This is a genomic window from Rhodococcus sp. BE178 (assembly GCF_050433545.1).
Classification (GTDB): domain Bacteria; phylum Actinomycetota; class Actinomycetes; order Mycobacteriales; family Mycobacteriaceae; genus Prescottella.
The window spans coordinates 1-22,266 of sequence record NZ_JBNPXA010000003.1; the positions used below are offsets into that span (position 1 = coordinate 1).

16 protein-coding genes and 1 pseudogene are annotated in these 22,266 nt (G+C 69.0%); 7 read left to right on the plus strand and 10 right to left on the minus strand.

The genetic code is table 11. The features are described 5' to 3' along the window. Window positions 1-505: pseudogene (locus J2X34_RS06980) on the plus strand (HNH endonuclease); the annotation flags it as partial. Window positions 506-547: 42 nt separating this feature from the next. Here the strand turns inward: J2X34_RS06980 and J2X34_RS06985 are convergent. From J2X34_RS06985 to J2X34_RS07020, 8 genes are all read right to left on the minus strand, one after another. Further along, window positions 548-3,424, minus strand: coding sequence for an ATP-binding protein (locus tag J2X34_RS06985; protein WP_429516435.1), 2,877 nt, complete (start codon window positions 3,422-3,424; stop codon window positions 548-550). A 35-nt stretch (window positions 3,425-3,459) separates the two neighbouring features. Continuing rightward, on the minus strand, window positions 3,460-4,593 hold the full coding sequence (locus J2X34_RS06990) for an acyl-CoA dehydrogenase family protein (protein WP_114718512.1): 1,134 nt from the start codon (window positions 4,591-4,593) through the stop codon (window positions 3,460-3,462). Window positions 4,594-4,601: 8 nt separating this feature from the next. Next, the gene (locus tag J2X34_RS06995) at window positions 4,602-5,777 is read right to left on the minus strand and encodes an acyl-CoA dehydrogenase family protein (RefSeq protein ID WP_429516436.1); all 1,176 of its coding nucleotides are present in this window, start codon (window positions 5,775-5,777) and stop codon (window positions 4,602-4,604) included. A 91-nt stretch (window positions 5,778-5,868) separates the two neighbouring features. Continuing rightward, complete coding sequence (locus J2X34_RS07000) at window positions 5,869-6,312, minus strand: hypothetical protein (protein WP_429516437.1); 444 nt, start codon at window positions 6,310-6,312, stop codon at window positions 5,869-5,871. Window positions 6,313-6,372: 60 nt separating this feature from the next. After that, window positions 6,373-8,898, minus strand: a complete 2,526-nt coding sequence (locus J2X34_RS07005) for an ABC transporter permease (RefSeq protein ID WP_429516438.1) — start codon at window positions 8,896-8,898, stop codon at window positions 6,373-6,375. 4 nt (window positions 8,899-8,902) lie between these two features. Beyond that, window positions 8,903-9,670 (minus strand): ABC transporter ATP-binding protein, encoded by a 768-nt coding sequence (locus J2X34_RS07010; RefSeq protein WP_114718508.1) that lies wholly within the window; start codon window positions 9,668-9,670, stop codon window positions 8,903-8,905. Between the two features lie 72 nt (window positions 9,671-9,742). Then, window positions 9,743-12,115, minus strand: coding sequence for an arylsulfatase (locus J2X34_RS07015; protein ID WP_114718507.1), 2,373 nt, complete (start codon window positions 12,113-12,115; stop codon window positions 9,743-9,745). Window positions 12,116-12,279: 164 nt separating this feature from the next. Then, window positions 12,280-13,041 (minus strand): SDR family NAD(P)-dependent oxidoreductase, encoded by a 762-nt coding sequence (locus J2X34_RS07020; protein WP_114718506.1) that lies wholly within the window; start codon window positions 13,039-13,041, stop codon window positions 12,280-12,282. A gap of 114 nt (window positions 13,042-13,155) precedes the next feature. Here J2X34_RS07020 and J2X34_RS07025 point away from each other — a divergent pair, with 114 nt between their 5' ends. The 3 genes from J2X34_RS07025 to J2X34_RS07035 all read left to right on the plus strand — a co-directional run bounded on the left by J2X34_RS07025 (window position 13,156) and on the right by J2X34_RS07035 (window position 16,651). After that, complete coding sequence (locus tag J2X34_RS07025) at window positions 13,156-13,932, plus strand: deoxyribonuclease IV (protein ID WP_114718505.1); 777 nt, start codon at window positions 13,156-13,158, stop codon at window positions 13,930-13,932. 97 nt (window positions 13,933-14,029) lie between these two features. Beyond that, window positions 14,030-14,659, plus strand: coding sequence for an AMIN-like domain-containing (lipo)protein (locus tag J2X34_RS07030; protein ID WP_174909211.1), 630 nt, complete (start codon window positions 14,030-14,032; stop codon window positions 14,657-14,659). A gap of 93 nt (window positions 14,660-14,752) precedes the next feature. Then, window positions 14,753-16,651 carry an ABC transporter ATP-binding protein gene (locus J2X34_RS07035; RefSeq protein WP_174909209.1) on the plus strand — a complete coding sequence of 633 codons (1,899 nt, stop codon included), beginning with the start codon at window positions 14,753-14,755 and terminating at the stop codon, window positions 16,649-16,651. 13 nt (window positions 16,652-16,664) lie between these two features. On the opposite strand, the gene J2X34_RS07040 is transcribed toward J2X34_RS07035, so the two are convergent. Together J2X34_RS07040 and J2X34_RS07045 are read right to left on the minus strand one after the other, a co-directional pair. Further along, complete coding sequence (locus J2X34_RS07040; protein ID WP_254622865.1) at window positions 16,665-17,204, minus strand: C40 family peptidase; 540 nt, start codon at window positions 17,202-17,204, stop codon at window positions 16,665-16,667. A 180-nt stretch (window positions 17,205-17,384) separates the two neighbouring features. Then, entirely contained in the window at window positions 17,385-19,166 is a 1,782-nt protein-coding gene (locus J2X34_RS07045; RefSeq protein WP_429516439.1) for a DEAD/DEAH box helicase, read from the minus strand. Between the two features lie 257 nt (window positions 19,167-19,423). Between J2X34_RS07045 and J2X34_RS07050 the strand changes: the two genes are divergently transcribed. The 3 genes from J2X34_RS07050 (at window position 19,424) to J2X34_RS07060 (ending at window position 22,260) form a co-directional block, all read left to right on the plus strand. Beyond that, window positions 19,424-20,716 (plus strand): TrpB-like pyridoxal phosphate-dependent enzyme, encoded by a 1,293-nt coding sequence (locus tag J2X34_RS07050; RefSeq protein WP_174909206.1) that lies wholly within the window; start codon window positions 19,424-19,426, stop codon window positions 20,714-20,716. Window positions 20,717-20,826: 110 nt separating this feature from the next. Next, complete coding sequence (locus J2X34_RS07055; RefSeq protein WP_114718501.1) at window positions 20,827-21,471, plus strand: phosphoribosyltransferase; 645 nt, start codon at window positions 20,827-20,829, stop codon at window positions 21,469-21,471. A gap of 69 nt (window positions 21,472-21,540) precedes the next feature. After that, window positions 21,541-22,260, plus strand: coding sequence for a heme peroxidase (locus J2X34_RS07060; protein ID WP_114718500.1), 720 nt, complete (start codon window positions 21,541-21,543; stop codon window positions 22,258-22,260). Window positions 22,261-22,266 lie beyond the last annotated feature (6 nt).

The following is a 22,266-nucleotide window of genomic DNA, read 5'->3' on the forward strand; positions in this document are numbered from 1 at the left end:
AGCACCACGCCCGCCGATCACGCGGACACGTTGGGAGACAAGGACGTCGCCTGGATGCCGTGGATGGGGCCGCTCACCATCGCAACCGCCCGCCGCATCGCCTGCGACTGCGACCTCACCCCGATCGTCATGAAGGACGGGGTACCACTCGACCTCGGCCGCACCACCCGCACCGTCTCGAAGAAACAACGCCGAGCCCTCGTCGCCCGCGACAACGGCTGCGCCTTCCCCAGCTGCGGCGCACCACCCGCACACTGCGAAGGCCACCACGTCAAACACTGGGCCGACGGCGGACCCACCGACCTCGACAACCTCGTACTCCTGTGCCGCTACCACCACCGACTACTCCACCACTCGCACTGGGACGTCGAGATCGGCATCGACCGACATCCGCCCCCAAGCACTTCGTGCAGGGGGTACCCCCAGGTTCACACCACCAAGCACCGTCGACCCCCACAAGAAGCCCATCCCCGCCCACAACCGGGCCGGACCGCGGGCGGCGTAGCAGCCACACTCGAGGGACTGTTCGTCCGTATACCGTTGGGCTCTAATGTGATTCCGGAACCGGCCCCTCGACGAGCTCGCCCACCAACCGGTTGACCTCTTCGCGAGTGAGGTGCGAGCCGACGGCCGCGTACTGCTCGTACTCCTCGTCGTCCAGGGCGTCGTGGACGACGGCGGCCTCGATCGGCCCATCCACAGCGTCGAGCCACGCCGGCAAGAAACCGGCCTGCGCGCCCAGCGCGTCGACGGCCCCCAACAACACCGCACCGTCGGTGGGACGCCCCGCCGCCGCCAGAACCGCAGCAGTCGAGTGGATCATGACCAGCCACGACGTCACATCACCCTCCTCCTGGAGATCGGCCCGCAGCACCCGCATCGTGGCCAACGCACCTTCGACATCGCCGGCGTCCGCGTCCGCCTTCATCAGCGCCCACGTCGACGACGTCACCGCCCACCGGTGACCGCACCGCTCCGCGACACGAATCGCCTCCCGAAGTTCGACCCGAGCCTCCTCGAGCTCGCCCACCGAGCGCAGCAGCATGCCGAGCACCATCCGCCCCTCCGCCTCGGCCCACACTGCGTCATGCTCGGCCGCCAACTGCACCGCGTGGCGTGCCAGCTCGACCGCCACCTCGGGCCGGCCCTGCATCGCCACGAAATGCGCGCGCCAGGCGTCGTCACGCGCCACCTCGCCGATCTCACCGATCGAGGACCACAGCTGCGCGCCGCGCCGCACCGCGTCCTCCGCCGTGGGGGCATCACCGGTCAGGTAGGTGAGCGACGCGAGCCCGTCCAGCGCCCGCGCCATGACGCGAGGCTCCGGTGGACGCCAGTCCCCCGCAACAAGATCCAGCGCTGTGCGCAGGAACTGCAGCCCCTCCCCGATGTTGCCGACGCGATACCAGTACCAGGCGAGACCACCGGCCAGTTCCAGTGCATAGTGTGCGTCGTCCACCGCGAAGGCCGACTCAAGCGCTGCCCGATGCTCCGCCTGGTCCCGTCCGAGCATGTTCATTGCCTGCCCTGCCCGAGCACTCCGCAACGCACCCGCGACAGACTCGACGCGCGCAAGCACGAAAGCCCGGTGCGCCGCGTGGATCGCGATCATCTCGGCGTCGTCGGCCTGCTCACGCGCAAACCGTCGCACGGTCGCCAGCATCCGGTAGCGGGTAGGTGAGCTTCCGGGAACCACGCGGACCAGCGAGCGGCGGACCAGCGAGGTCAGTACCCCGGACACCTCCGCGGTGGTGCCCAGCAGGCACATCGCCGCAGCACCCTCCACGTCGAACGACCCGGCGAACACCGCGACCCGACGCAGAAGACGGGCCTCCTCGTCTGTCATGAGCCGGTTCGCCCAGTCGATCGTGTCCCACAATCGACCGCGAGTACCGATGGTCTCCGTCAAGTTCCCGTGCTGCAGCGTGTACCGGTCCACGAGCCCGGCCGCTATCTGGTCCTCACGCATCCACCGCAACTGCGCCGCAGCAAGTTCGATGCCCAGTGGCAGCCCGTCGACCGCACGACAGATCGTGTGCACGGCCTCGGTGTTCTTCGGATCCAACTCCCATCCGGCGGTGACACCGCCCGCCCGCTCGGCGAAGAGTTCGACCGCGACGTCGTCCACAGGCAACGGCTCGACCTCGTACACGACCTCACCGGTGACCCCGAGCCGTGCTGTGCCCGTGACGATCACGTGAATCTGCGGGCACCTGGCGACGATCGCTCGCGCGACATCGGCCGCATAGTCGGCGACGTGCTCACAGTTGTCGAGGACGAGCACGCACGATCGAACCGCCATCACCTCCGCCAGGTGCGTCGCCGAACCCACCCCCGGTAGCGACAACAGGGTCGCGATCGTCGACGGGATCAGCGCCCCGTCCGTCACCTTGGTCAGATCCACGACCCACGGCCCGTCCGGATCGTCGCGCCGACGACACACCTCGACCGCGAGCCTGGTCTTGCCGACGCCACTGGGACCGACCAGGGTGACCATCCGCCGCTCGTCGAGCAACTGCACGACCGCCGAGACGTCCCGTTCACGATCGACCAGACGAGTCCGCGGCACCACCAGATTCGACCCCGCCTTCTGCGGCGGCGGCGACACCCGCGCCGACTCCAGATACACGCTGTCGTTCGTCAGGATCGCGGATTCGATGCGTCGCAGACCCGCGCTGATCTCGGTGCCGAGCCGGTCGTCGATGATGGCGCGGCAACGGCGGATCGCCGCGAGCGCATGCGGCAGCTGACCCGACTGGCACAACCCCAGCACCAGCAACTCCCACGCCCGTTCGTCGAGCGGATGATCCGCCACCAGCGCTTCGGCCTCGACCACCGCCGACGCCGGCGCAGCGCCTTCGAGGTGTGCCGTCGCCAACGACATCCGCGCGTGGTACCTCATCGAGGTCAGCCGTGCCACCTCGCTCTCGATGAACACGGTCTCGGTGAACGCGGACGACGGAATTCCCGCATAGGCGAGGCCGCGCCACTCACGGAGGCTCTCCTGGTAGGCGTGGGCGGCCGCGACCGACGAGTGTTGCAGCATCGCGTCGCCCTGGCGGACGTGGTCGACGAACCGGGCCGAATCCACGGCATCACGCTCGACGGCGAGCTGGTACCGGGTGCCCTCACGCACCAGGATGCTGCCGCCGGGCGCCGGGCGGTCACCGTCGAGCCGACTCCGCAACCCCTCCAGCGCCTGCTCGAGTGGATCGGTCTCCCCGCCACCGGGCTGCCCGTTCCTCTCGGCCGCCGCCCGCGTGTGCCGGACCTGCGCGCGGAGACGTTCGACGTCGACGGAGTAGGGGAAGGCCACCAGCAGTGCCGCGAGCAGTGCGCGCTGCTGCTGATCGAGCAAGACCGGTTTGCCCCCGCGCACGGCCGTGACGGGACCCAGGACCGCGAACTCGATTCCGTTCGCCATCGGTCACTCCCTTCGCGCCGTCCGGGCGGACGCCGTCAGCCCGCGACGTCGACCATGTCGTGCCCCGCGACGTCGGCGACGAGGACCCGCAGGTGATCGTCGGTCGAGCCGAGGGTGTGTTCGATCGCGGTCAGTCGGGACACGTAGTGCCCCACCACGTATTCGGCGGTCATACCGATGCCGCCGTGCATTTGGATCGCTTCTTGCCCGATGTGCCTGGCCGACCGGCCGATCCGCAATTTCACCCGCGATGCGATGACCGGATCGATCACGCCGTCGGCGAGCGACATCGTCGCGTACAGACTCATGCTGCGGGCCAGTTCCAACGAGACATACATGTCGGCCGCGCGTTGAGTGAGAGTCTGGAAGCTCGCCAGCGGCACACCGAACTGTTTGCGGGTCCGCAGGTACTCGGTGGTCAGCCGCAGGGTCTCCTCCATCGCGCCCACCGCCTCGGCACACAGCGCGGCCTGCGCGCGGACCTGCGCGGCGCGGATCGCGGCGACGACATCGCCGCCGTCGCCCAACGGCTCGGCGGGGGCGTCCCGGAATTCGATCTGCGCGGCCCGCAAGCCGTCGTGCGTCGCATATCGCTGTCGAGCGACGCCGGGCGCGTCCCCATCCACCAGGAACAGGCCGACGCCGCCGTCGGGCAACGCCGCGGACACGACGACCGAGTCGGCGCAGTCACCGTGCGGCACCGGATTCTTGGTGCCGGTGAGGGTCCACGAATCTCCCTGCCGCACAGCACTGGTGCCCACCTCGACCGCCGGCCACCGGGTCCCCGACTCGGCGTGGGCGAACGCGAGCAGCACCGCGCCGCCGAGGACACTCGGGAGGATCTTCCGCCGCTGCGCCTCGCTGCCGACGTCGGCAATCAACGAACCAGGCACCAGCACTGCATCCAGCAGCGGTTCCGGCGCGAGCCGTCGGCCCAGTTCGGACATCACGAGTCCGACCTCGACCGGGCCGGCATCCGAGCCGCCGTCCTCGTCGGAGAATCCGAGCCCGAGCAGTCCGGTCTCGGCCAGCCTCCGCCACACGTCCTCGCTCCAACCGCGCGGCGTCGCCTTGACCGCCGCGAGTGCCTCTGGGTCGTAGCTGCGGCCGAGGAGTTCCCGCGTCGTGTCGCGCAGCAGCTTCTGTTCGTCGTCGAGTTCGAAGTCCATGCCACGCCTCACAATCCGAGGATCGACGACGCGATGATGGTGCGCTGCACCTCGCTCGACCCGCTGTAGATCGACACCTTGCGGTAGTTCAGGTACGCGGGCGCGGCTCGCTGCGCCCACAGTGGGCTCTCGATGTCGGCGCCGGCCTCGAACGGCAACGAGTCCGGGCCCGCGATGTCGACGAGCAGTTCGGTTGCGGCCTGCTGCAATTCGGAACCTCGCAGCTTCAACAGCGACGACGCCGGGTCCGGCTTGCCGTGCACCGAACTGGCGACCACCCGCAGCTGCGTGAGTTCGAGTGCGAGCAGTTCATTCTCGAGTTCCGCGACGCGGGCCGCGAACAGCGGATCGTCGAGCAGAGTGCCCGCACCGAGCGGAGTGCGCGCCGCGTGCTCCTTCGCGCGCGCCAGCTTGATCTTGGTGCGGCCGACACCGGTGACGCCGGTGCGCTCGTTGCCGAGGAGGAACTTCGCGTAACTCCAGCCGGCGTTCTCCTCCCCCACCAGGTTCTCGGCCGGCACGCGGACATCGTCGAAGAAGACCTCGTTGACCTCGTAGCTGCCGTCGATGAGGCGGATCGGTCGCACCGTCACGCCCGGGGACGTCAGGTCCACCAGGATGAACGAGATGCCCGCCTGCTTCTTCGGAGCGTCCGGATCGGTGCGCACGAGGCAGAAGATCCAGTCGGCGTACTGCGCCAGCGTGGTCCACGTCTTCTGCCCGTTGATCACGTAGCTGTCACCGTCGCGGACGGCGCGGGTCTGCAGCGAAGCGAGGTCCGACCCCGATCCCGGCTCCGAGAAGCCCTGGCACCACCAGATGTCGAGGTTGGCCGTCGCGGGCAGGAACCGCGCCTTCTGTTCGTCCGAGCCGAACGCCGCGATCACCGGACCGACCATGTTGGCGTTGAACGCCAGCGGCTCCGGGACCGCCGCCAACTGCATCTCGTCGAGCCAGATGTGTCGCTGCACCGCGGTCCAGTCCCGGCCACCCCACCGGACGGGCCAGTGCGGTACCGCGAGACCCGCGGCGTTCAGGATGCGCTGCGTCGTGACCACGTCGTCGCGGCCGAGTGTGGCACCCGACGCCACCCGCTCACGAATCCCCGCCGGGACCTCGCTCCGGAAGAAGGTGCGCATCTCGTCGCGGAACGCGCGCTCGTCCGCGGTCAACGCCAGATTCATCGATGATTCCCTCCACACCTGAACCGGATCCGGGTCCTCGATGCGAACGGTACTCCCATGTAGGGCGGTGAACGGCGCTTTGCCGCGGCGCCTAGCGAGTCTCGAGAACCAGCAGAGCGCCTCCGCCACCGGAGTCGACCCGGGTGGTCAGATCCAGGTCCGGTGCAAGCCGCGAGAGGCGGTCGAGGAGCCACTCACCGGCCGCCCGCGCATCCGCCTCGCCGGGACAGCGTGCCACCGCGACCCGGCCGCCCTTGCGCGTCAACTGCTCGACGACACCGATGATCGGCGCCGGGTCCACCACGAACAGTTCGTCGGGCCACGCGACGAGCGGCTTGATTGCGCCCTTCTTGGTATTGCAGGCACGGTGCGCGAGGCGCTCCTGGACCGACTTGCCCTTGCTCTTCTTCGCGGTGCTGATGCCGTCGACGCTCGGTCCGCGCGGATCGTTGACCGACATGTCCGGGTCGACCGGCTCGTCGCACAGCCAACAGCGCCAGCCGTCACGATCACCGATTTCCTGCAGGTTGCTCACGCGAAGACGGTACCTTCGCGGCCGAAGCCGACGAAGGTACCGCCCCTGGTTTCGCCGCGCCTACATGTCGGCGATGGCCTCGAGCGCCCGGGTGCGGGCCGCCCGGTTGGCGGGCCACAGTGCGGCCAGGACGCCCACGACCGCGGAACCCAGCAGCATCCCCAGCACCTGTCCCCACGGCACCGAGATCTGGTCGAGGCCCTGGTCGGCGAGCGTCCGGACGAAGCCCCACCCGAACACGACACCGAGGATGACGCCCACCAGGGCGCCGAACACCGCGATCAGAACCGACTCGAGGTAGATGGTGCGGCGAACCTGCGCCCGCTGCATACCCACCGCGCGCAGCATGCCGATCTCCCGGCGCCGCTCCACGACCGAGAGCGCGAGGGTGTTCACGATGCCGAGGATCGCGATGACGACCGCGAGCGCGAGCAGGCCGTACAGCACGGCGAGCAGCGCATCGATCTGCTGGCCCTGCGTGCCCTTGAACTGTTCGCGGTCCTGGACCTGGACCACGACGAACGGGTCGGTCGCGGTGGCAAGGTCGGTCGCCATCGCCGTGAGGTCGGCACCGGGCGCCGCCTTGATCAGCACCGCCCACTCGGTGCGCATGTTCGGCGCCGTCATCTCCTGGTACACCTGGTCCGAGACGAGCCACGGACCCAGCAGCTGGTTGTCCTCGTAGATACCGGTGACAGTCGTGACGACCTGCTCGCCGTCGCGGTCGGTGAGGGTCACCGGGGTGCCCATCGCCCACCCGCGGTCGGCAGCCTCGGTCGCACTGACCAGCATGTCGGTGCCGGACACCGACGAGGCCCCTTCCTTCATCGTGTAGGCGAGCACGCCTTCCGGCGACCCGCTCAGCGCGGTGCCGTAGACATCGTCGTCGCCGATCTTCGCGGCGACACCGTGCAGCGAGATCGCGTCGGTGACGCCGTTCACCCGCGCGGCGGCGCCGGCGGCACCGGCCGGCACCCCGATCCCCTGGGGGCCGGTGAGCACGAAGTCGGCCTCCACGCCCTTGTCGACGAGCGAGTTCACGCTCGCCTTGGCGGACGCACCGAACACCCCGATCACCGACACGAGCATCAGCCCGAGGGTGAGCGCGAACGCCGTCGCCGCGGTGCGGCGCGGATTGCGGACCGCGTTGGTGCGGGCCAGACGCCCGACCGGACCGAACGGCTTGGCGAACACGGCACCGAGCGCACCCACCACCGGACGCGACAGCGCCGGAGCGGCCAGCAGCACCGCGAGAACCAGGGCGAGCGCCCCGAGCCCGACGACGGCGGCCGCTCCGCCACCGGTGGATTGTGCTCCGACGACCAGCGCAAGGACACCCAGCACGGCCGCGATCGCGCCGATCAACGTGCGCACCCGCAGGGTGTCACCCGTGGAGGCGAACTCCTCACGCATCGCCGCAACCGGCGGAACCTTGGCGGCCCGGCGGGCCGGCGCGTACGCGCTGACGACCGTGACGATCACACCGAGCACGAGAGCCACGATGATCGTGCGCGGCGCCACCTGCAGCGGGCCGTCGGGCAGGCCGAGATCGAACGCGTTGAGCAGACCCCGCAGGCCGTACGCGAGCCCGATGCCCGCGGCGATGCCCAGCGCGCTGCCGATCACGCCGACGATGAGCGCCTCGAACACGACCGACCGGCCCACCTGCTTGCGGCTGGCACCGATCGCACGCAGCAGGGCCAGCTCGCGCAGGCGCTGCGCGACGATCATCGAGAACGTGTTGTAGATGATGAACGTGCCGACGAGCAGTGCGATGGCGCCGAAGGCCAGCAGGAAGTAGTTGACGAAGCTGAGCGCCTCACCGATCTCGTCCTTGGTCTCCTGCTTGACCTCGGCGCCGGTCTGAACCTTGGTGTCGGGCAGCGCCGCCGCGATCCGATCACGCAGCTCGTCCTGCGACACTCCCGTCCCGGCGACGTCGATGTACCCGACGTGGCCGCCGTCGGTGAACAGCTCGCGCGCCTGCGCGTCGGTGAACAGCGCGCCGACATATCCACCCGTGTCGGACTCGGGCGCGTAGATGCCCGACACAGTGACGTCGTTCCAGCCGCGCATCGTCAGGACGCGCGTGGCGGAGCCGACCTCGAGGCCGGCCCGGTTCGCGGCACCCTCGTTGAGCGCGATCTGGTTCGGCTGCTCCGGCGGGGTACCCGTGACGAAGACCGTCGGCTCTCCCAGTGCCTGATCCGGCGGCAGGTACGACGAACCGATACTGGGTGCGCCACCGTTCTGCATCGGCTTGCCGGCCGAGTTGAGAACAACGATCTGGCCACCCACTGACGGCGCGACGGTGCGGACACCGTCGACGGAGCGGATCGTGTCGACGTCCGCGAGGGGGACGCCGCTCGAACCCTGCTCCTCGGGACTGACGCGGACGTCGACGCCCTGCGCGGTGCCGTCGAAGATGCTGTCGAACGTCTTCTGCAGGGTGTCGGTGAAGACGAACGAACCGGCCACGAACGCCGTGCCGAGCACCACCGACAACACAGTCAGGACGAGCCGCACCTTGTGGGCGGCGAGATTGCGCAGCGAAACCTTGCGCATCGGGGAATTGGTCACTGCCATGGCGTCAGACCGTCTCGAGGTTCTTCATGCGGTCCAGCACCGACTCCGCGGTGGGCTCGCGCAACTCGTCGACGATCCGGCCGTCCGCCAGGAAGACCACGCGGTCCGCGAAGCTCGCGGCACGCGGGTCGTGCGTGACGATGACGACGGTCTGGCCGAACTCGTCGACCGCGGCGCGCAGGATCGACAGGACCTCACCCGAGGAACTCGAGTCCAGGTTGCCGGTCGGCTCGTCACCGAAGATGATCTCCGGCTGCCCGGCCAGCGCCCGCGCGCACGCGACACGCTGCTGCTGCCCGCCGGACAACTCACCGGGCCGGTGGTCCAGCCGGTCCCGCAGCCCGAGCCGGTCGATCACGGTGTCGAGCCACTGCTGGTCGGCGCGGCGGCCGGCGATGTCGAGCGGCAACGTGATGTTCTCGAGGGCGGTGAGCGTCGGCACCAGGTTGAACGCCTGGAACACGAACCCGATCCGGTCGCGGCGCAGCTGGGTCATCTGCTTGTCCGAGAGCGTGGTGAGATCGGTGGCTCCGATCAACACCGAACCCGACGACGCCTCGTCGAGGCCGGCCAGGCAGTGCATGAGCGTCGACTTGCCGGAGCCGGACGGCCCCATGATGGCGGTGAACTCCCCCCGCTCGAACTCCGCGGACACGCCCGCGAGCGCGTGGACCTGGGTGTCCCCCGACCCGTAGACCTTCGTCAGGTTGACCGCGCGAGCGGCGACTGTGGTTTCGGTGGGCAACTCGGTTTCGGTTGGCATGCCAACCATCCTCACCCGCGGGCCCGACAGAAGACCATCGGGGACATCCCTGATCTTGGACCCCGACCTGCGGATGAAGCCTCAGTCATGGGAGAACGCGCGGGCGATCTCCCGCTCGAGATCCAGATACGGCTCACCGGAGACGTCGGCCACCACCTTGGCGATGGTGCCACCACGGAACCGGAAGGGCGCCCGGTAGAGAGCCGAGACGGACTGTCCGGGGTCGCGACCGATGCGGATGCCCTGCCCGACCCCGGAGAACATCGCCGGTTGCAGTCGCATCCCGGTGAGCGAGCCCACCGCACGATCATCGATGTACAGAGTCGTGTCGCCGAGCGGCGTGAACTGGTCGTCGGCCGCGCCGGTCCGGACGAACCGGACGCCGAGCACGTGGTCGCCGGCCGTCACCGGTTCCGTCGACACCACCACCTGTTCCTCCTCGCCCAGGAAGTTGTAGACGTACTTCAGGAACCCGTCCTGCACGAACAGCGTGTGCCCACCGAGCCGGCCGCCGTGCGCGAACAGCACACCCTCGGCGGCACCGGCGGCGGGTCCGCCGTCGCGGGCCTCGATGCTGACCTCCGCGAGCACCGAGAACGACCGGCCCCGCATCTCCAGTGCCGCACCCGGACCCACCTCCGCGGCATCGGGGTAGTAGACGAACGACTCGCGGGCACCGGTGAGGTACGGCCGATACCGCAGGAACGCCGACACCATGTCGAGGTCGTTGAGCGGCAGCCCGCCGTACTTCTCCGCCTCCTCGAACCACAGCGCGCGCATCTCGTCGAGTCTGTCCGGCCGCGCGGCGGCGAGGTCGTGGACCTGGCTGCGATCGCGCGCGATGTGGAACAGCTCCCACCGGTCGTCGTCGAAGTGCGACCAGTTCGACGGCGCCGCGGGGTGGACGGTGTTCGCGAACCAGCCGTCGTGCCAGATCCCGCGGGTCCCGAGCATCGAATAGAACTGGGTCAACTTCCCGGTCGCCGCATCGGGGTCGTCGAGGATCGGCCTGAAGCTGGTGCCCTCGAGCGGCCGCTGCGGAACACCGCCGACCAGAAGCGGCGGATCGATACCGAGGCACTCGTAGACGGTCGGCGTGATGTCGGAGACGCTGATGTAGTGGTCGCGGATCTCGCCGCGGGCCGCGATGCCGTCGGGCCACGAGATCAGGCACGGGTCCGCGATCCCGCCCTCGTGCGACGCGTACCGCTTGAACAGCTTGTACGGGGTGTTGAACGCCATCGCCCAGCCGAGGCAGTAGTGGTTGTACGTCTCCGGGCTGCCCAACTGGTCGATCTTCTCCAGTCCGTCCTCGACCTTGTCGGCGTACCCGTTGAAGAACTTGTACTCGTTGACCGACCCGTTGGGCCCGCCCTCACCGCTGGCACCGTTGTCGGACAGCAGCACGATCATGGTGTTGTCCAGCTGACCCGATTCCTCCAGGTAGTCCAGCAGCCGGCCGAGCTGGGCATCGGTGTAGCTCTGGAACCCGGCGAACACCTCGGCCATCCGGCAGAACAGCCGCTTCTCGTCGTCGCCGAGGGAGTCCCACGGGCGGACCGTGTCGAGCGGCGGCCAAGGCAGGCCCTCCGCGCTGACCTCCCCGGAATACGGGTTCATCGGGGACAGTTCGGTGTCCGCCGGGATCAGGCCGAGCCGCTTCTGATTCTCGAGGACGATCTCCCGGTACTTCTCGTAGCCCATGTCGAAGCGACCCCGGTACCGGTCCGCCCATTCCTTCGAGACATGGTGCGGCGCATGCCCGCAACCCGGACAAAGGTACATGAACCACGGCTTGTCGGGAGCGATCACCTTGGAGTCCCGGATGAACTCGATCGACTTGTCCGCCAGGTCCTTCGACAGGTGGTACCCGTCCTCGGGCGCGTACGGCGGCTCGACCGGATGGTTGTCGTAGACGAGGTTCGGGTACCACTGGTCGGCCTCACCGCCGAGAAACCCGTAGAACCTCTCGAATCCCCGCGCCAACGGCCAGTTCCGTTTGGTCGCGGCGAGATTCGCCTCCTCGAGCGGTGTCAGGTGCCACTTGCCCACCGCGTAGGTGTTCCAGCCGCGCTCACCCAGGACCTCCGACAACAGCGCGCAGTCGGCCGGTATGCGACCACTCGCGTTGGCGAACCCGTCGGTGAATTCCTCGATCGTGGCCATTCCGACCGACGTCGCGTTGCGACCGGTCAGCAGCGACGCGCGGGTCGGTGAACACAGTGCCGTCGTGTGGAACTGGCTGAGCAGCAGGCCGCGGTCGGCGATCCGCTTCAGATTGGGCATTTCGACCAGCCCGCCGTACATGTCCCACGTACCGATTCCGGTGTCGTCCCACACGACGTACAGCACGTTCGGCGCCCCCTCGGGGGCACGAGGTTCCGCGAACGGCGCCCAGTCCGGCGTCGAATCCCGAATGTCGACCGAAACCTTGCCCGTGAATTCCGCAGCCATAACCGGGTCCTCCCGATGCGGTGAGACTCTCATCATCACACGCACAGGGAGGACCGCGGGCCGGATCGTCGGACTACGTTCGGCTTTCCGTCACGACGCCGAAACCGCCTGTGCAGTCCGGAAAGTCCACGACGTCCGATCGGCCCGCATCACCTTCGACAGGCTCAGGCCCAGCGGGCCTGACCACCGTCGAGCGGAATCGTGGCACCCGTCAGATAGGCCGCATCGGGTCCGACCAGGAACGCGACCGCGCTGCCGATGTCGGTCTCGGCGTCACCGATCCGTCGCATCGGAATGCTCGCAACGAAGGCGGCGGCCTCCTCCGGACGGGCGTCCGCCCAACGCTGCAGACCCGGCGACATTGCATGCGGTGCAACAGCATTGACGCGAATGTTATCGACACCCCACTCGCAGGCGGCGGCGCGGGTGAGCGACCGGACGGCCTCCTTCACCGACGCGTAGCCGCCGTAACCGCTCGCATCCCAGCGCACCGCGACCGACGAGACCATGTTGACGATCGCTCCGCCGCCACGCTCCTTCATGTGCGGGTAGCAAGCCTGCATCGTGCGCAGGGCCGCAACCGGACCCGACGTGTACGCGCGCTCGAGGAGACCCGCCTCGAGATCGTTGATCGGACCCAGCGGGTTGAGGCTGGCATTGTTGACCAGGATGTCGACGCCGCCGAAGAGCGCCGCGGTCGTGTCCACCGAACGCGTGATGTCGTCGGCGCTCGACACGTCCGCGACGACCGGCTCGGCGATCCCGCCGAACGCCGCGATCGCCTCGCACGTGTCGATCAGCTTCGACTCCGTCCGCCCGGACACGGCGATCCTCGCGCCCTCCTTGGCGAGTGCGAACGCAATTCCCTGACCGACGCCCTGGCCGGCGCCCGTGATGAGCGCGACCTTTCCGTCCAACTTGCCCATGTGGTCTCAATCTCCCGCATCTGTCGGTGTGCTGACAGCCACATAACCAGGCGGCGTCCATCCACGGCGGGCGTTTCTCGATGACCGGGACCGCCCCACGGCTACTCTCGGGACATGCGGATCGGAGCCCATGTCCGGCAGGACGCCGACCCCATCGGGGCCGGCGAGCGTCTCGGCGCGGACATCGTCCAACTGTTCCTCACCGACCCCCAGAAGTGGGACAAGCCCGAACCCCACCCACAGACCGAGCAGATCCTCGCGAGCCCGATCGATGTCGTCGTCCATTCGTCGTACGTCATCAACGTCGCGAGCCTCAACAACCGACTCCGGATGCCGTCCCGCAAGGCCGTCGCAGACCAGGCAGCCGCTGCCGCCGACATCGGGGCAGTCGGCCTCGTCGTCCACGGCGGTCACGTGCGCGACGGCGAGGATCCGGCCGCGGGCGTCGAGAACTGGCGCAAGTTGTTCGAGCGCCAGCAGGACAAGGGCGGTTTCCCGGTCCCGATCCTGATCGAGAACACGGCCGGCGGCGACTTCGCGATGGCCCGCCACCTCGACGCGATCGGACGCCTGTGGGACGCGGTCGGCGAATTCGGCGCGGGATTCTGCCTCGACACCTGCCATGCGTGGGCGGGCGGCGAGGAACTGCTCGGCATCGTCGAGCGGATCCGCGCGATCACCGGGCGCATCGACCTGGTCCACCTGAACAACTCGCGCGACGAGTTCGACTCCGCCCGCGACCGGCACGCGAACCTCACCACCGGCCTGATCGACCCCGCGATGCTCACCGCCGTCGCGTCCGCGGCCGGTGCCCCCGTCATCCTCGAGACCCCCGCCGACGGCATCGCCGACGATCTGGCCTACCTGCGCGACGCCCTCGCCGGCGACTGAGCGCGACTGAGCGCGTCGGACGTCACACATACCGAATCGGACACGACGCCGCGTCGGACCGCGACCGCGGAACGTGCCCGACCTACCATCGCCACTCATGACGTACCTTCGGTCCCGCCGCACGCTCGCCATCTCCTCCGTCGCCGTCGCGGCGCTCACGCTCGCCGGTTGCTCGAGCACCGACGCCGAGCAGACCGCGTCGACGACCTCGATCACCACGTCGACGTCCGAGGCCTCTCCGACGAACATCGCGCCGCTCGCGGCAGCCGACGGCACGATGACCGACGCCCCGACCGAGGTTGCCCCGCAGACCGGGCAGGCCTCCCCCGACGCCGCGCTGACCATCACCGACATGCGAGTCGGCAGGCACGACGGCTTCGACCGGGTGGTGTACGAGTTCGGCGGCGTCGGCACGCCCGGGTGGCAGGCCGAGATCGTGTCCACCGCGAATCAGCAGGGCAGCGGCAAGCCCCTCGCGGTCGCGGGCCAGGGCATCCTCCAGGTTCTCATCGAGGGGTCGACCATGCAGCCCCAGTCCGGTGTCGAGCCGTATGCGGGACCCAATCCGCTGGAGGTCGGGTCCGGCGGTGTCGTGACCGAGGTCCGCGACGCGGGCGTCTTCGAGGGTCGGGCGCAGACGCTGATCGGGCTGTCCCAGCGGGATGTCGGTTACCGCGTCTACACCCTGAGCGATCCCACCCGACTGGTCGTCGACATCGCTCACTGACTGCCCGCGCCTTGACCTCGAGCAATGTTGAGGTCTTACCTTCGGTGTCGGACCCCGGTCGTATCGTGACCGGGCCGACGAGAGGGGCGCACCATGAGCATGGAGGTCACCGCGTGGAACGCGATGTACAACGCGATGCACGCGCAGCAGGACCGTCGTCCCTTCTCCCGCGCCACGCTGCGCCGGGTGGCCGGCTACGCGCGCCCACACCGTAGCCACATCGCGTGGTATCTGCTGCTCAGCGTCGTCACCGCGGCGCTGGCGGTGGCCACCCCAGTTCTCGCCGGCCGCGTCGTCGACGCGATCGTGGCCGGCGACTCGGCCGACGTCGTGGTGCGGCTTGCGCTGCTCATCGCCGCGATCGCCGTGTTCGAGGCGGGTCTCGCGATCGTCACCCGATGGCTGTCCTCGAGCATCGGAGAGGACCTCATCCTCGATCTGCGCCGAGCCGTGTTCGACCACGTGCAACGGATGCCGGTCGCGTTCTTCACCCGCACGCGCACCGGCGCGCTGGTCAGCCGACTCAACAACGACGTGATCGGCGCGCAACGCGCGTTCAGCGACACCCTGTCCGGCGTCGTCGGAAACCTCGTGACACTGGTGATCACGCTGATCGTGATGATCGGCATCTCATGGCAGATCACGCTGCTGTCGTTGCTACTGCTTCCCATCTTCGTCCTGCCTGCCCGCCGGATGGGCGCACGCCTCGCCCAGCTCAGCCGCGAAGCCGCCAACCACAACTCCGTGATGAGCACGCAGATGACCGAGCGGTTCTCGGCGCCGGGGGCCACACTGGTCAAGCTGTTCGGCCGCCCAGCCCAGGAGTCCGCCGAGTTCGCGGTCCGCGCCCGGCGGGTCCGCGACATCGGTGTCCGCACCGCGATGCTGCAGTCGGTGTTCGTCACCGCGCTGACGCTGGTGTCGGCGCTGGCACTCGCACTGGTGTACGGGCTGGGTGGTTTCTACGCGCTGCGCGGCCAACTCGAGGCGGGCGCGGTCGTCTCCCTGGCGCTCCTGCTCACCCGGCTGTACTCGCCCCTCACATCGCTGGCCAGTGCCCGAGTGGACGTCATGAGCGCGATGGTCAGCTTCGAGCGGGTTTTCGAGATCCTCGACCTGAAGCCGCTCATCACGGAGAAGCCCGACGCCGTCGACCTCCCGGCAGGCCCGGCGTCGGTCGAGTTCCGGTCCGTCGACTTCGCGTACCCCTCCCCCGACAAGGTGTCGCTCGCGTCGCTCGAGGAGGTCGCCGGACTCGACACCCGTACCGGGTCGACGGTCCTGCACGACGTCAGCTTCCGACTGGAACCGGGCCGGATGGTCGCGCTGGTCGGGTCCTCCGGTGCCGGGAAGTCCACCATCGCGCAGCTCGTTCCACGGCTGTACGACGTCGACGCCGGGTCCGTCCTCATCGGCGGCGTGGACGTGAAGGATCTGACCACCGATTCGATTCGACGGACCGTCGGAATGGTGACGCAGGACGGCCACCTGTTCCACGAATCCGTGCGGTCCAACCTGCTGCTCGCCCGGCCCGAAGCGACCGAGGCGGAGCTGTGGGAGGTTCTGCGACGGGCGCGCCTCACCGCCCTGATCGAGTCACTGCCCGACGGCCTCGACACCGTCGTCGGCGAGCGGGGCTACCGGTTGTCCGGCGGTGAACGGCAACGACTCACCATCGCCCGTCTACTCCTCGCGCAGCCGCGGGTCGTGATCCTCGACGAGGCCACCGCCCACCTCGACTCGACCTCCGAGGCCGCAGTCCAGGAAGCCTTGACCGAGGCGCTCGACGGCAGGACCGCGATCGTGATCGCGCATCGGCTGTCCACCATTCGCGCGGCCGACCTCATCCTCGTGGTCGAGAACGGTCGAATCGTCGAGCGCGGCAACCACTCCGAGCTGCTCGCGGCCGACGGACGCTACGCCGAGCTGCACCGGACCCAGTTCGACACCGGCACGCCCGGAGCCCCGGTCCTCACCGAGGTACTGCGCTGACCTCGGCGCCGCTTCAGAAGAAGCGGCGAATGTTGTGGATCCGGAAGTCTGACAGCGGTCGCAGCCCGGTCGGGACACCCGTGCCGTAGGCGTTGAAGACCATGCCGTTGCCGGCGTAGATCCCCACGTGCCCGGCGATGTCGTAGGTGTCCATCGTGATGACGTCGCCGGGTTGCAGCACCGACAGCGGGACCAGCATGCCGCCGGTGAACCGTGCCATCTCCTGACTGGTCCGCGGGAGATTGATCCCGACCGTGCGGAACGCCCACTGCACCAGTCCCGAGCAATCCCACGAGTCGGGACCGTTGCCGCCCCACAGGTAGGGCTTGCCGGTCTGCGTGGTGGCCGCGGCCAGCGCGGCGATACCGCGCGGGCTGGGGATGGGCAGGGGGATGGCGATGTCGCCACTGCCGGCGAACAGGCTCGCGCTGCCGCTACCGCCCGAACTCCCGAACAGCGAACTCGGGTCTGCCGCCGCTGGTGCGGCCAGACCGACTGCACCGCCCACGATCAGGGCGGCCGCGATGAGACCTCGACGAATCGTGTGGACCACGCTCGTGCCTCCTTGCTGAAGATTGCGCCGATCCCCGACCGCAAACTGTGAGGCACGTTACAGAGCAGGCGTCACTCCCGTCACAGGATCGTTCGCATTCACAGGAAACGGGTGTCGGCGAGTTCACACTCGCCGACACCCGTCCTGGCGTCGATTTGTCCTGTCGGAGGGCCCGACGAATCAGTCGCGCGGGCGACGACGGTCCGACGACCGATCGCCCTTGGGGCGGCCGTACTTTCCGCCGGCGCGGTCGTCACGACCACCGCGCGAGGGCCGACCGGAGGGAGCGCCCTGGTCGGGCTGCAGCTGGATCAGCACACCCGAGATGCGCGTCGCGCGCAGCGCCTCGACCGTCTCGCTGGACAGGTCGGCCGGGAGTTCGACCAGGCTGTGGTCGGGCCGGATGCTGATGTGCCCGAAGTCGCTGCGGCGCAGCCCGCCCTCGTTGGCGATGGCGCCGACGATCGCGCCGGGAACCACCTTGTGCCGCTTGCCGACCGCGATGCGGTAGGTGGCCAACTCCTGGCCGTCGCGGTTCTGGCGCGGCGGACCGTCGTCGAAGCGGCGCGCGGGCCGCTCCCGCGGCTCACGCGGGGCACGCGGCGGAGCCGGCGGCTCGGGCGACATGAGGAACGACTCGCCGTCCCGAGACTGGACCGCCAGCGCCGCAGCGATGTCGGCGAGCGGCACGTCGTGCTCACGCTCGTAGTCCTCGATCAGCTTGCGGAACAGTGCCAGGTTGTCGGAGCTCAGGCTCGCGGTGATGGAGTCACCGAACTTCGCGACACGCTGCGCGTTGACGTCCTCGACGGTGGGCAGCTGCATCTCGGTGAGCGGCTGCCGCGTGGTGCGCTCGATCGACTTGAGCAGGTGACGCTCGCGCGGGGCCACGAACAGCAGCGCGTCACCGGTGCGCCCGGCGCGGCCGGTACGACCGATGCGGTGCACGTAGGACTCGGTGTCGTGCGGGATGTCGTAGTTCACGACGTGCGAGATGCGATCGACGTCGAGACCGCGGGCCGCGACGTCGGTGGCGACCAGGATGTCCAGGGCACCGGACTTGAGCTGCCCGATCGTGCGCTCACGCTGTGCCTGGACGATGTCGCCGTTGATCGCGGCGGCGGAGAAGCCGCGCGCCCGCAGCCGCTCGGCCAGGTCCTCGGTGGCCTGCTTGGTCCGAACGAAGATGATCATCGCCTCGAAGGTCTCCACCTCGAGGATCCGGGTCAGCGCGTCGAGCTTGCGCTGGTGCGCCACCTGCACCCACCGCTGGGTGATGTTCGACGCGGTAGCCGTCTTCGACTTGACGGTGATCTCGACGGGATCGTGCAGGTACTGCTTGGAGATCTTGCGGATCGCGGGCGGCATGGTCGCCGAGAACAGCGCCACCTGCTTGTACTCCGGGGTGTCGGCGAGGATGCGCTCGACGTCGTCCTGGAAACCCATCTTGAGCATCTCGTCCGCCTCGTCGAGGACGAGGTACTCGAGATTCGACAGGTCCAGCGTGCCCTTCTCCAGGTGGTCGATGACGCGACCCGGAGTTCCGACGATGATCTGGGCGCCACGACGCAGACCCGACAGCTGCACGCCGTACGCCTGACCACCGTAGATCGGCAGCACGTGCAGACCCGGGATGTGGGCCGAGTACTTCCCGAAGGCCTCCGCGACCTGCAGCGCGAGCTCGCGGGTCGGGGCCAGGATGAGCGCCTGCGGGACCTTCCGGTCCACGTCCAGGCGAGACAGGATCGGGATCGCGAACGCGGCGGTCTTGCCGGTGCCGGTCTGCGCGAGACCCACGACGTCCTTGCCGGCGAGCAGCGGCGGGATGGTCGCGGCCTGGATAGGCGAGGGCGACTCGTATCCGACGTCGGAAAGGGCCTTCAGCACACGTTCGTCGATCTCGAGGTCGGCGAAGGTGATGGGATTGTTGTCGGACTGCGGGTCACGCTCGGTGTCACTCATTTGACCAGTCAGTTTAGTCGATGCGCGACGCCGCGCGTCTGGCGCGCCTCCCCTCCGCCCATACCCCGACGCCTGAACGGGAATTCGGTGACCGTTTCCGGGCCCCGCGCGTGCCGTGAACTCCCGTTCGGCGCATGGCCACTCGCACGGCCACCGAAGATGAGCGGTGGCGGATGGGCGGCACCCCGAATGCAGCGCGGGAATGACTGACATCACAATGTGGACGACCGCCCGTCACCCCTGGAGAGGAACCAGCAGTGTCCGAGTCGAGTATCCCGACGCCCATCCCCACCCACTGGTACAACATCGTCGCGGACCTGCCGGTCGCCCCGCCGCCCCACCTGCACCCGGGCACCAGGGAGCCGGTGACCCCCGCCGATCTGGCGGCGCTGTTCCCCAGCGCACTGATCGAGCAGGAGGCCACGGCCGAGCAGTACATCGAGATCCCCGAACCCATCCGTGAGGCCTACCGGACCTGGCGGCCGGCACCGCTGATCCGCGCGCGCGAGTTCGAGAAGGCGCTGGGGACCCCCGCTCGGATCTACGTCAAGTACGAGGGCGTGAGCCCGGTCGGCAGCCACAAGACCAACACCGCGGTCGCGCAGGCGTACTACAACGCCCAGGACGGCGTCAAGAAGATCACCACCGAAACCGGTGCCGGCCAGTGGGGCAGCGCGTTGTCGTTCGCGTGCGCCAAGTTCGGCATCGAGCTCGAGGTGTGGCAGGTGCGCGCGTCGTACGAGTCCAAGCCGTACCGCCGCCATCTGATGGAGACCTACGGCGGCATCGTGCACCCGAGCCCGTCCGACCTCACCGAGTCGGGACGCAAGATGCTCGCCGACTTCCCCGACACCCCCGGCTCGCTCGGCATGGCCGTCACCGAGGCCGTCGAGGTCGCCGCGAACGATCCCGACGCACGCTATGCACTCGGCAGCGTCCTCAACCACGTGGTGCTCCACCAGACGGTGATCGGCCTCGAGGCCGTGGAGCAGCTGCGCGCCGCCGGTGAGGCGAACGCCGACGTCGTATTCGGTTGTGCAGGTGGCGGTTCCAACCTCGCCGGCCTCGCATTCCCGTTCATCCGGGAGGTCCTGCACGGCAAGGCACAGACCCGGATCATCGCTGCCGAGCCGGCCGCGTGCCCGTCGATCACCAAGGGCGAGTACCGCTACGACCACGGCGACGTCGCGGGCCTGACCCCGCTGCTCAAGATGCACACGCTCGGCCAGGACTTCGTCCCGGACCCGATCCACGCCGGCGGCCTGCGCTACCACGGCATGGCGCCGCTGCTCAGTCACACCGTCGAACTCGGTTACGTCAAGGGACAGGCCGTCGACCAGACCGACTCGTTCGACGCGGGCGTGCTGTTCGCGCGGACCCAGGGCATCGTCCCCGCGCCCGAATCGGCGCATGCGATCGCTGCCGCCGCCGAGTACGCGCGCGGGCTCACCGAGCCCGAGGTGCTGGTGATCGGGCTGTCCGGTCACGGCATGCTCGACCTGCCCGCCTACCAGGCGCACATCGACGGCAACCTGGTCTCGACGGCATAGTTCGCACTCGTGGTTGCGGCGCCCGGGAGTCCGTTTCCGGGCGCCGCACCTGTGCGCGGTCTGCGGCGTATCGTCGAAATCGAGATCGAATCTCTTCGACGGAGCACGTCATGCACTATGCGACGCGTGCCGGAGCCGGACGGGCACTGGCCAAGTCGCTGAGCCATCTGCGCGGGTCCGATCCGGTGGTTCTGGGACTCCCCCGCGGCGGCGTACCGGTGGCATACGAGGTCGCCCAGGCTCTCCGCGCTCCCCTCGATGTCATCCTGGTCCGCAAGCTCGGCGTGCCGTGGCAGCCGGAACTCGCGATGGGAGCGATCGGCGAGGGGGATGCGGAGGTCCTCAACGACGACGTGATCCATCGCGGAGGCGTGACGCGCCAGGCCCTCGAGTCCGTCCGCACGAAGGAGCGGCAGGAACTGGCGCGACGCGCCGATGCCCTGCGCGGCGGGCGGGCACGCACACCGCTGACGGGACGGACCGTCGTACTCGTCGACGACGGCATGGCGACCGGCGCCACCGCAGCGGTCGCCTGTCAGGTTGCACGTGCCGCGGGGGCGACCAGGATCGTCGTCGCGATACCGGTGGCATCGCCGGAGGCAGTCTCGCGGCTGCGAGTCACCGCGGACGAGGTGGTGTGCCCATTCACGCCCGTGAATCTCGGTGGCGTGGGCGGCGCATACGTCGACTTCCACCAGCTGGACGACCGCGAGGTCACCGAGCTGCTCGCCCGCGCCGGCGAGCCCCGGACGTGACCGGTGCAACATTCGGCGCCGCAGCACCGATACACGTCTCGTCAGGCCCTGCGCAGCGAGGGAGGATTCGTGAGCGTCTCGGAACAGCAAGTGCAGACGGTGGTCCAGGCCTGCCGCGACAGACTCGGCGACCCGGCCGGCTGGGTGCCGCCCGACGAGTATCGGGACAGCCTCGCACTCTGCATCATCGAGTCGGTCCAGGCAGCCGGCGATCGGTACGCCGACGCCGGAACCGTGGTCGACCGATACCGCGCGTACCGGCAGGCCCACGTTCCGGGCCGGGTCACCGACGGCGCTCGTGAACTTCTGCGCACGTTCGAGGAAGTGGGCAGTTCCGATCAGTGGGCCGGGAAGATCGGCAACTACAAGCGCCGCTACTCCGAGAACGCCGCCCCGTTGCGCGCCGCCGAGATCCAGCGCACCGCCGAACGCCTGTACGCCCTGCACATCGACTCGGTCGGCGACCTGGTGGGCGCCACCCGCGACGACCGCACCCGCAGCGACCTGCGAGCCGCGTGGGACGAGTGCTGCGGCGGACCCGACGACGCGATGTGGCAGCACCTGATGACCCTGACGGGTGCACCCGGTTCGCCCGGCACCGCCACGGCCACCGACGAGTTCGTGCGGTCTGCACTCGCGGACACCCCCGGCGATCCCGCACCCTCGGCTCCGCCGACCGAAATCCTCGCCGCGGCCGCCGATCGCCTCGGTGTCCCGGCAGCCGCGCTCGAGCACGCGGTCCGGCGGTGGCGATGCACGCGCGAGGACCACTTTCATCCCGTTGCGTGACTCGCA

Bases quoted from the DNA above. Each gene is read 5' to 3' on its own strand.
- J2X34_RS07020 (WP_114718506.1), bottom strand. From the start codon at position 13,041: ATGGGCAAGTTGGACGGAAAGGTCGCGCTCATCACGGGCGCCGGCCAG.
- J2X34_RS07005 (WP_429516438.1), bottom strand. From the start codon at position 8,898: ATGGCAGTGACCAATTCCCCGATGCGCAAGGTTTCGCTGCGCAATCTC.
- J2X34_RS07045 (WP_429516439.1), bottom strand. From the start codon at position 19,166: ATGAGTGACACCGAGCGTGACCCGCAGTCCGACAACAATCCCATCACC.
- J2X34_RS06985 (WP_429516435.1), bottom strand. From the start codon at position 3,424: ATGGCGAACGGAATCGAGTTCGCGGTCCTGGGTCCCGTCACGGCCGTG.
- J2X34_RS07055 (WP_114718501.1), top strand. From the start codon at position 20,827: ATGCACTATGCGACGCGTGCCGGAGCCGGACGGGCACTGGCCAAGTCG.
- J2X34_RS07015 (WP_114718507.1), bottom strand. From the start codon at position 12,115: ATGGCTGCGGAATTCACGGGCAAGGTTTCGGTCGACATTCGGGATTCG.
- J2X34_RS06990 (WP_114718512.1), bottom strand. From the start codon at position 4,593: ATGGACTTCGAACTCGACGACGAACAGAAGCTGCTGCGCGACACGACG.
- J2X34_RS07035 (WP_174909209.1), top strand. From the start codon at position 14,753: ATGAGCATGGAGGTCACCGCGTGGAACGCGATGTACAACGCGATGCAC.
- J2X34_RS06995 (WP_429516436.1), bottom strand. From the start codon at position 5,777: ATGAATCTGGCGTTGACCGCGGACGAGCGCGCGTTCCGCGACGAGATG.
- J2X34_RS07010 (WP_114718508.1), bottom strand. From the start codon at position 9,670: ATGGTTGGCATGCCAACCGAAACCGAGTTGCCCACCGAAACCACAGTC.
- J2X34_RS07025 (WP_114718505.1), top strand. From the start codon at position 13,156: ATGCGGATCGGAGCCCATGTCCGGCAGGACGCCGACCCCATCGGGGCC.
- J2X34_RS07030 (WP_174909211.1), top strand. From the start codon at position 14,030: ATGACGTACCTTCGGTCCCGCCGCACGCTCGCCATCTCCTCCGTCGCC.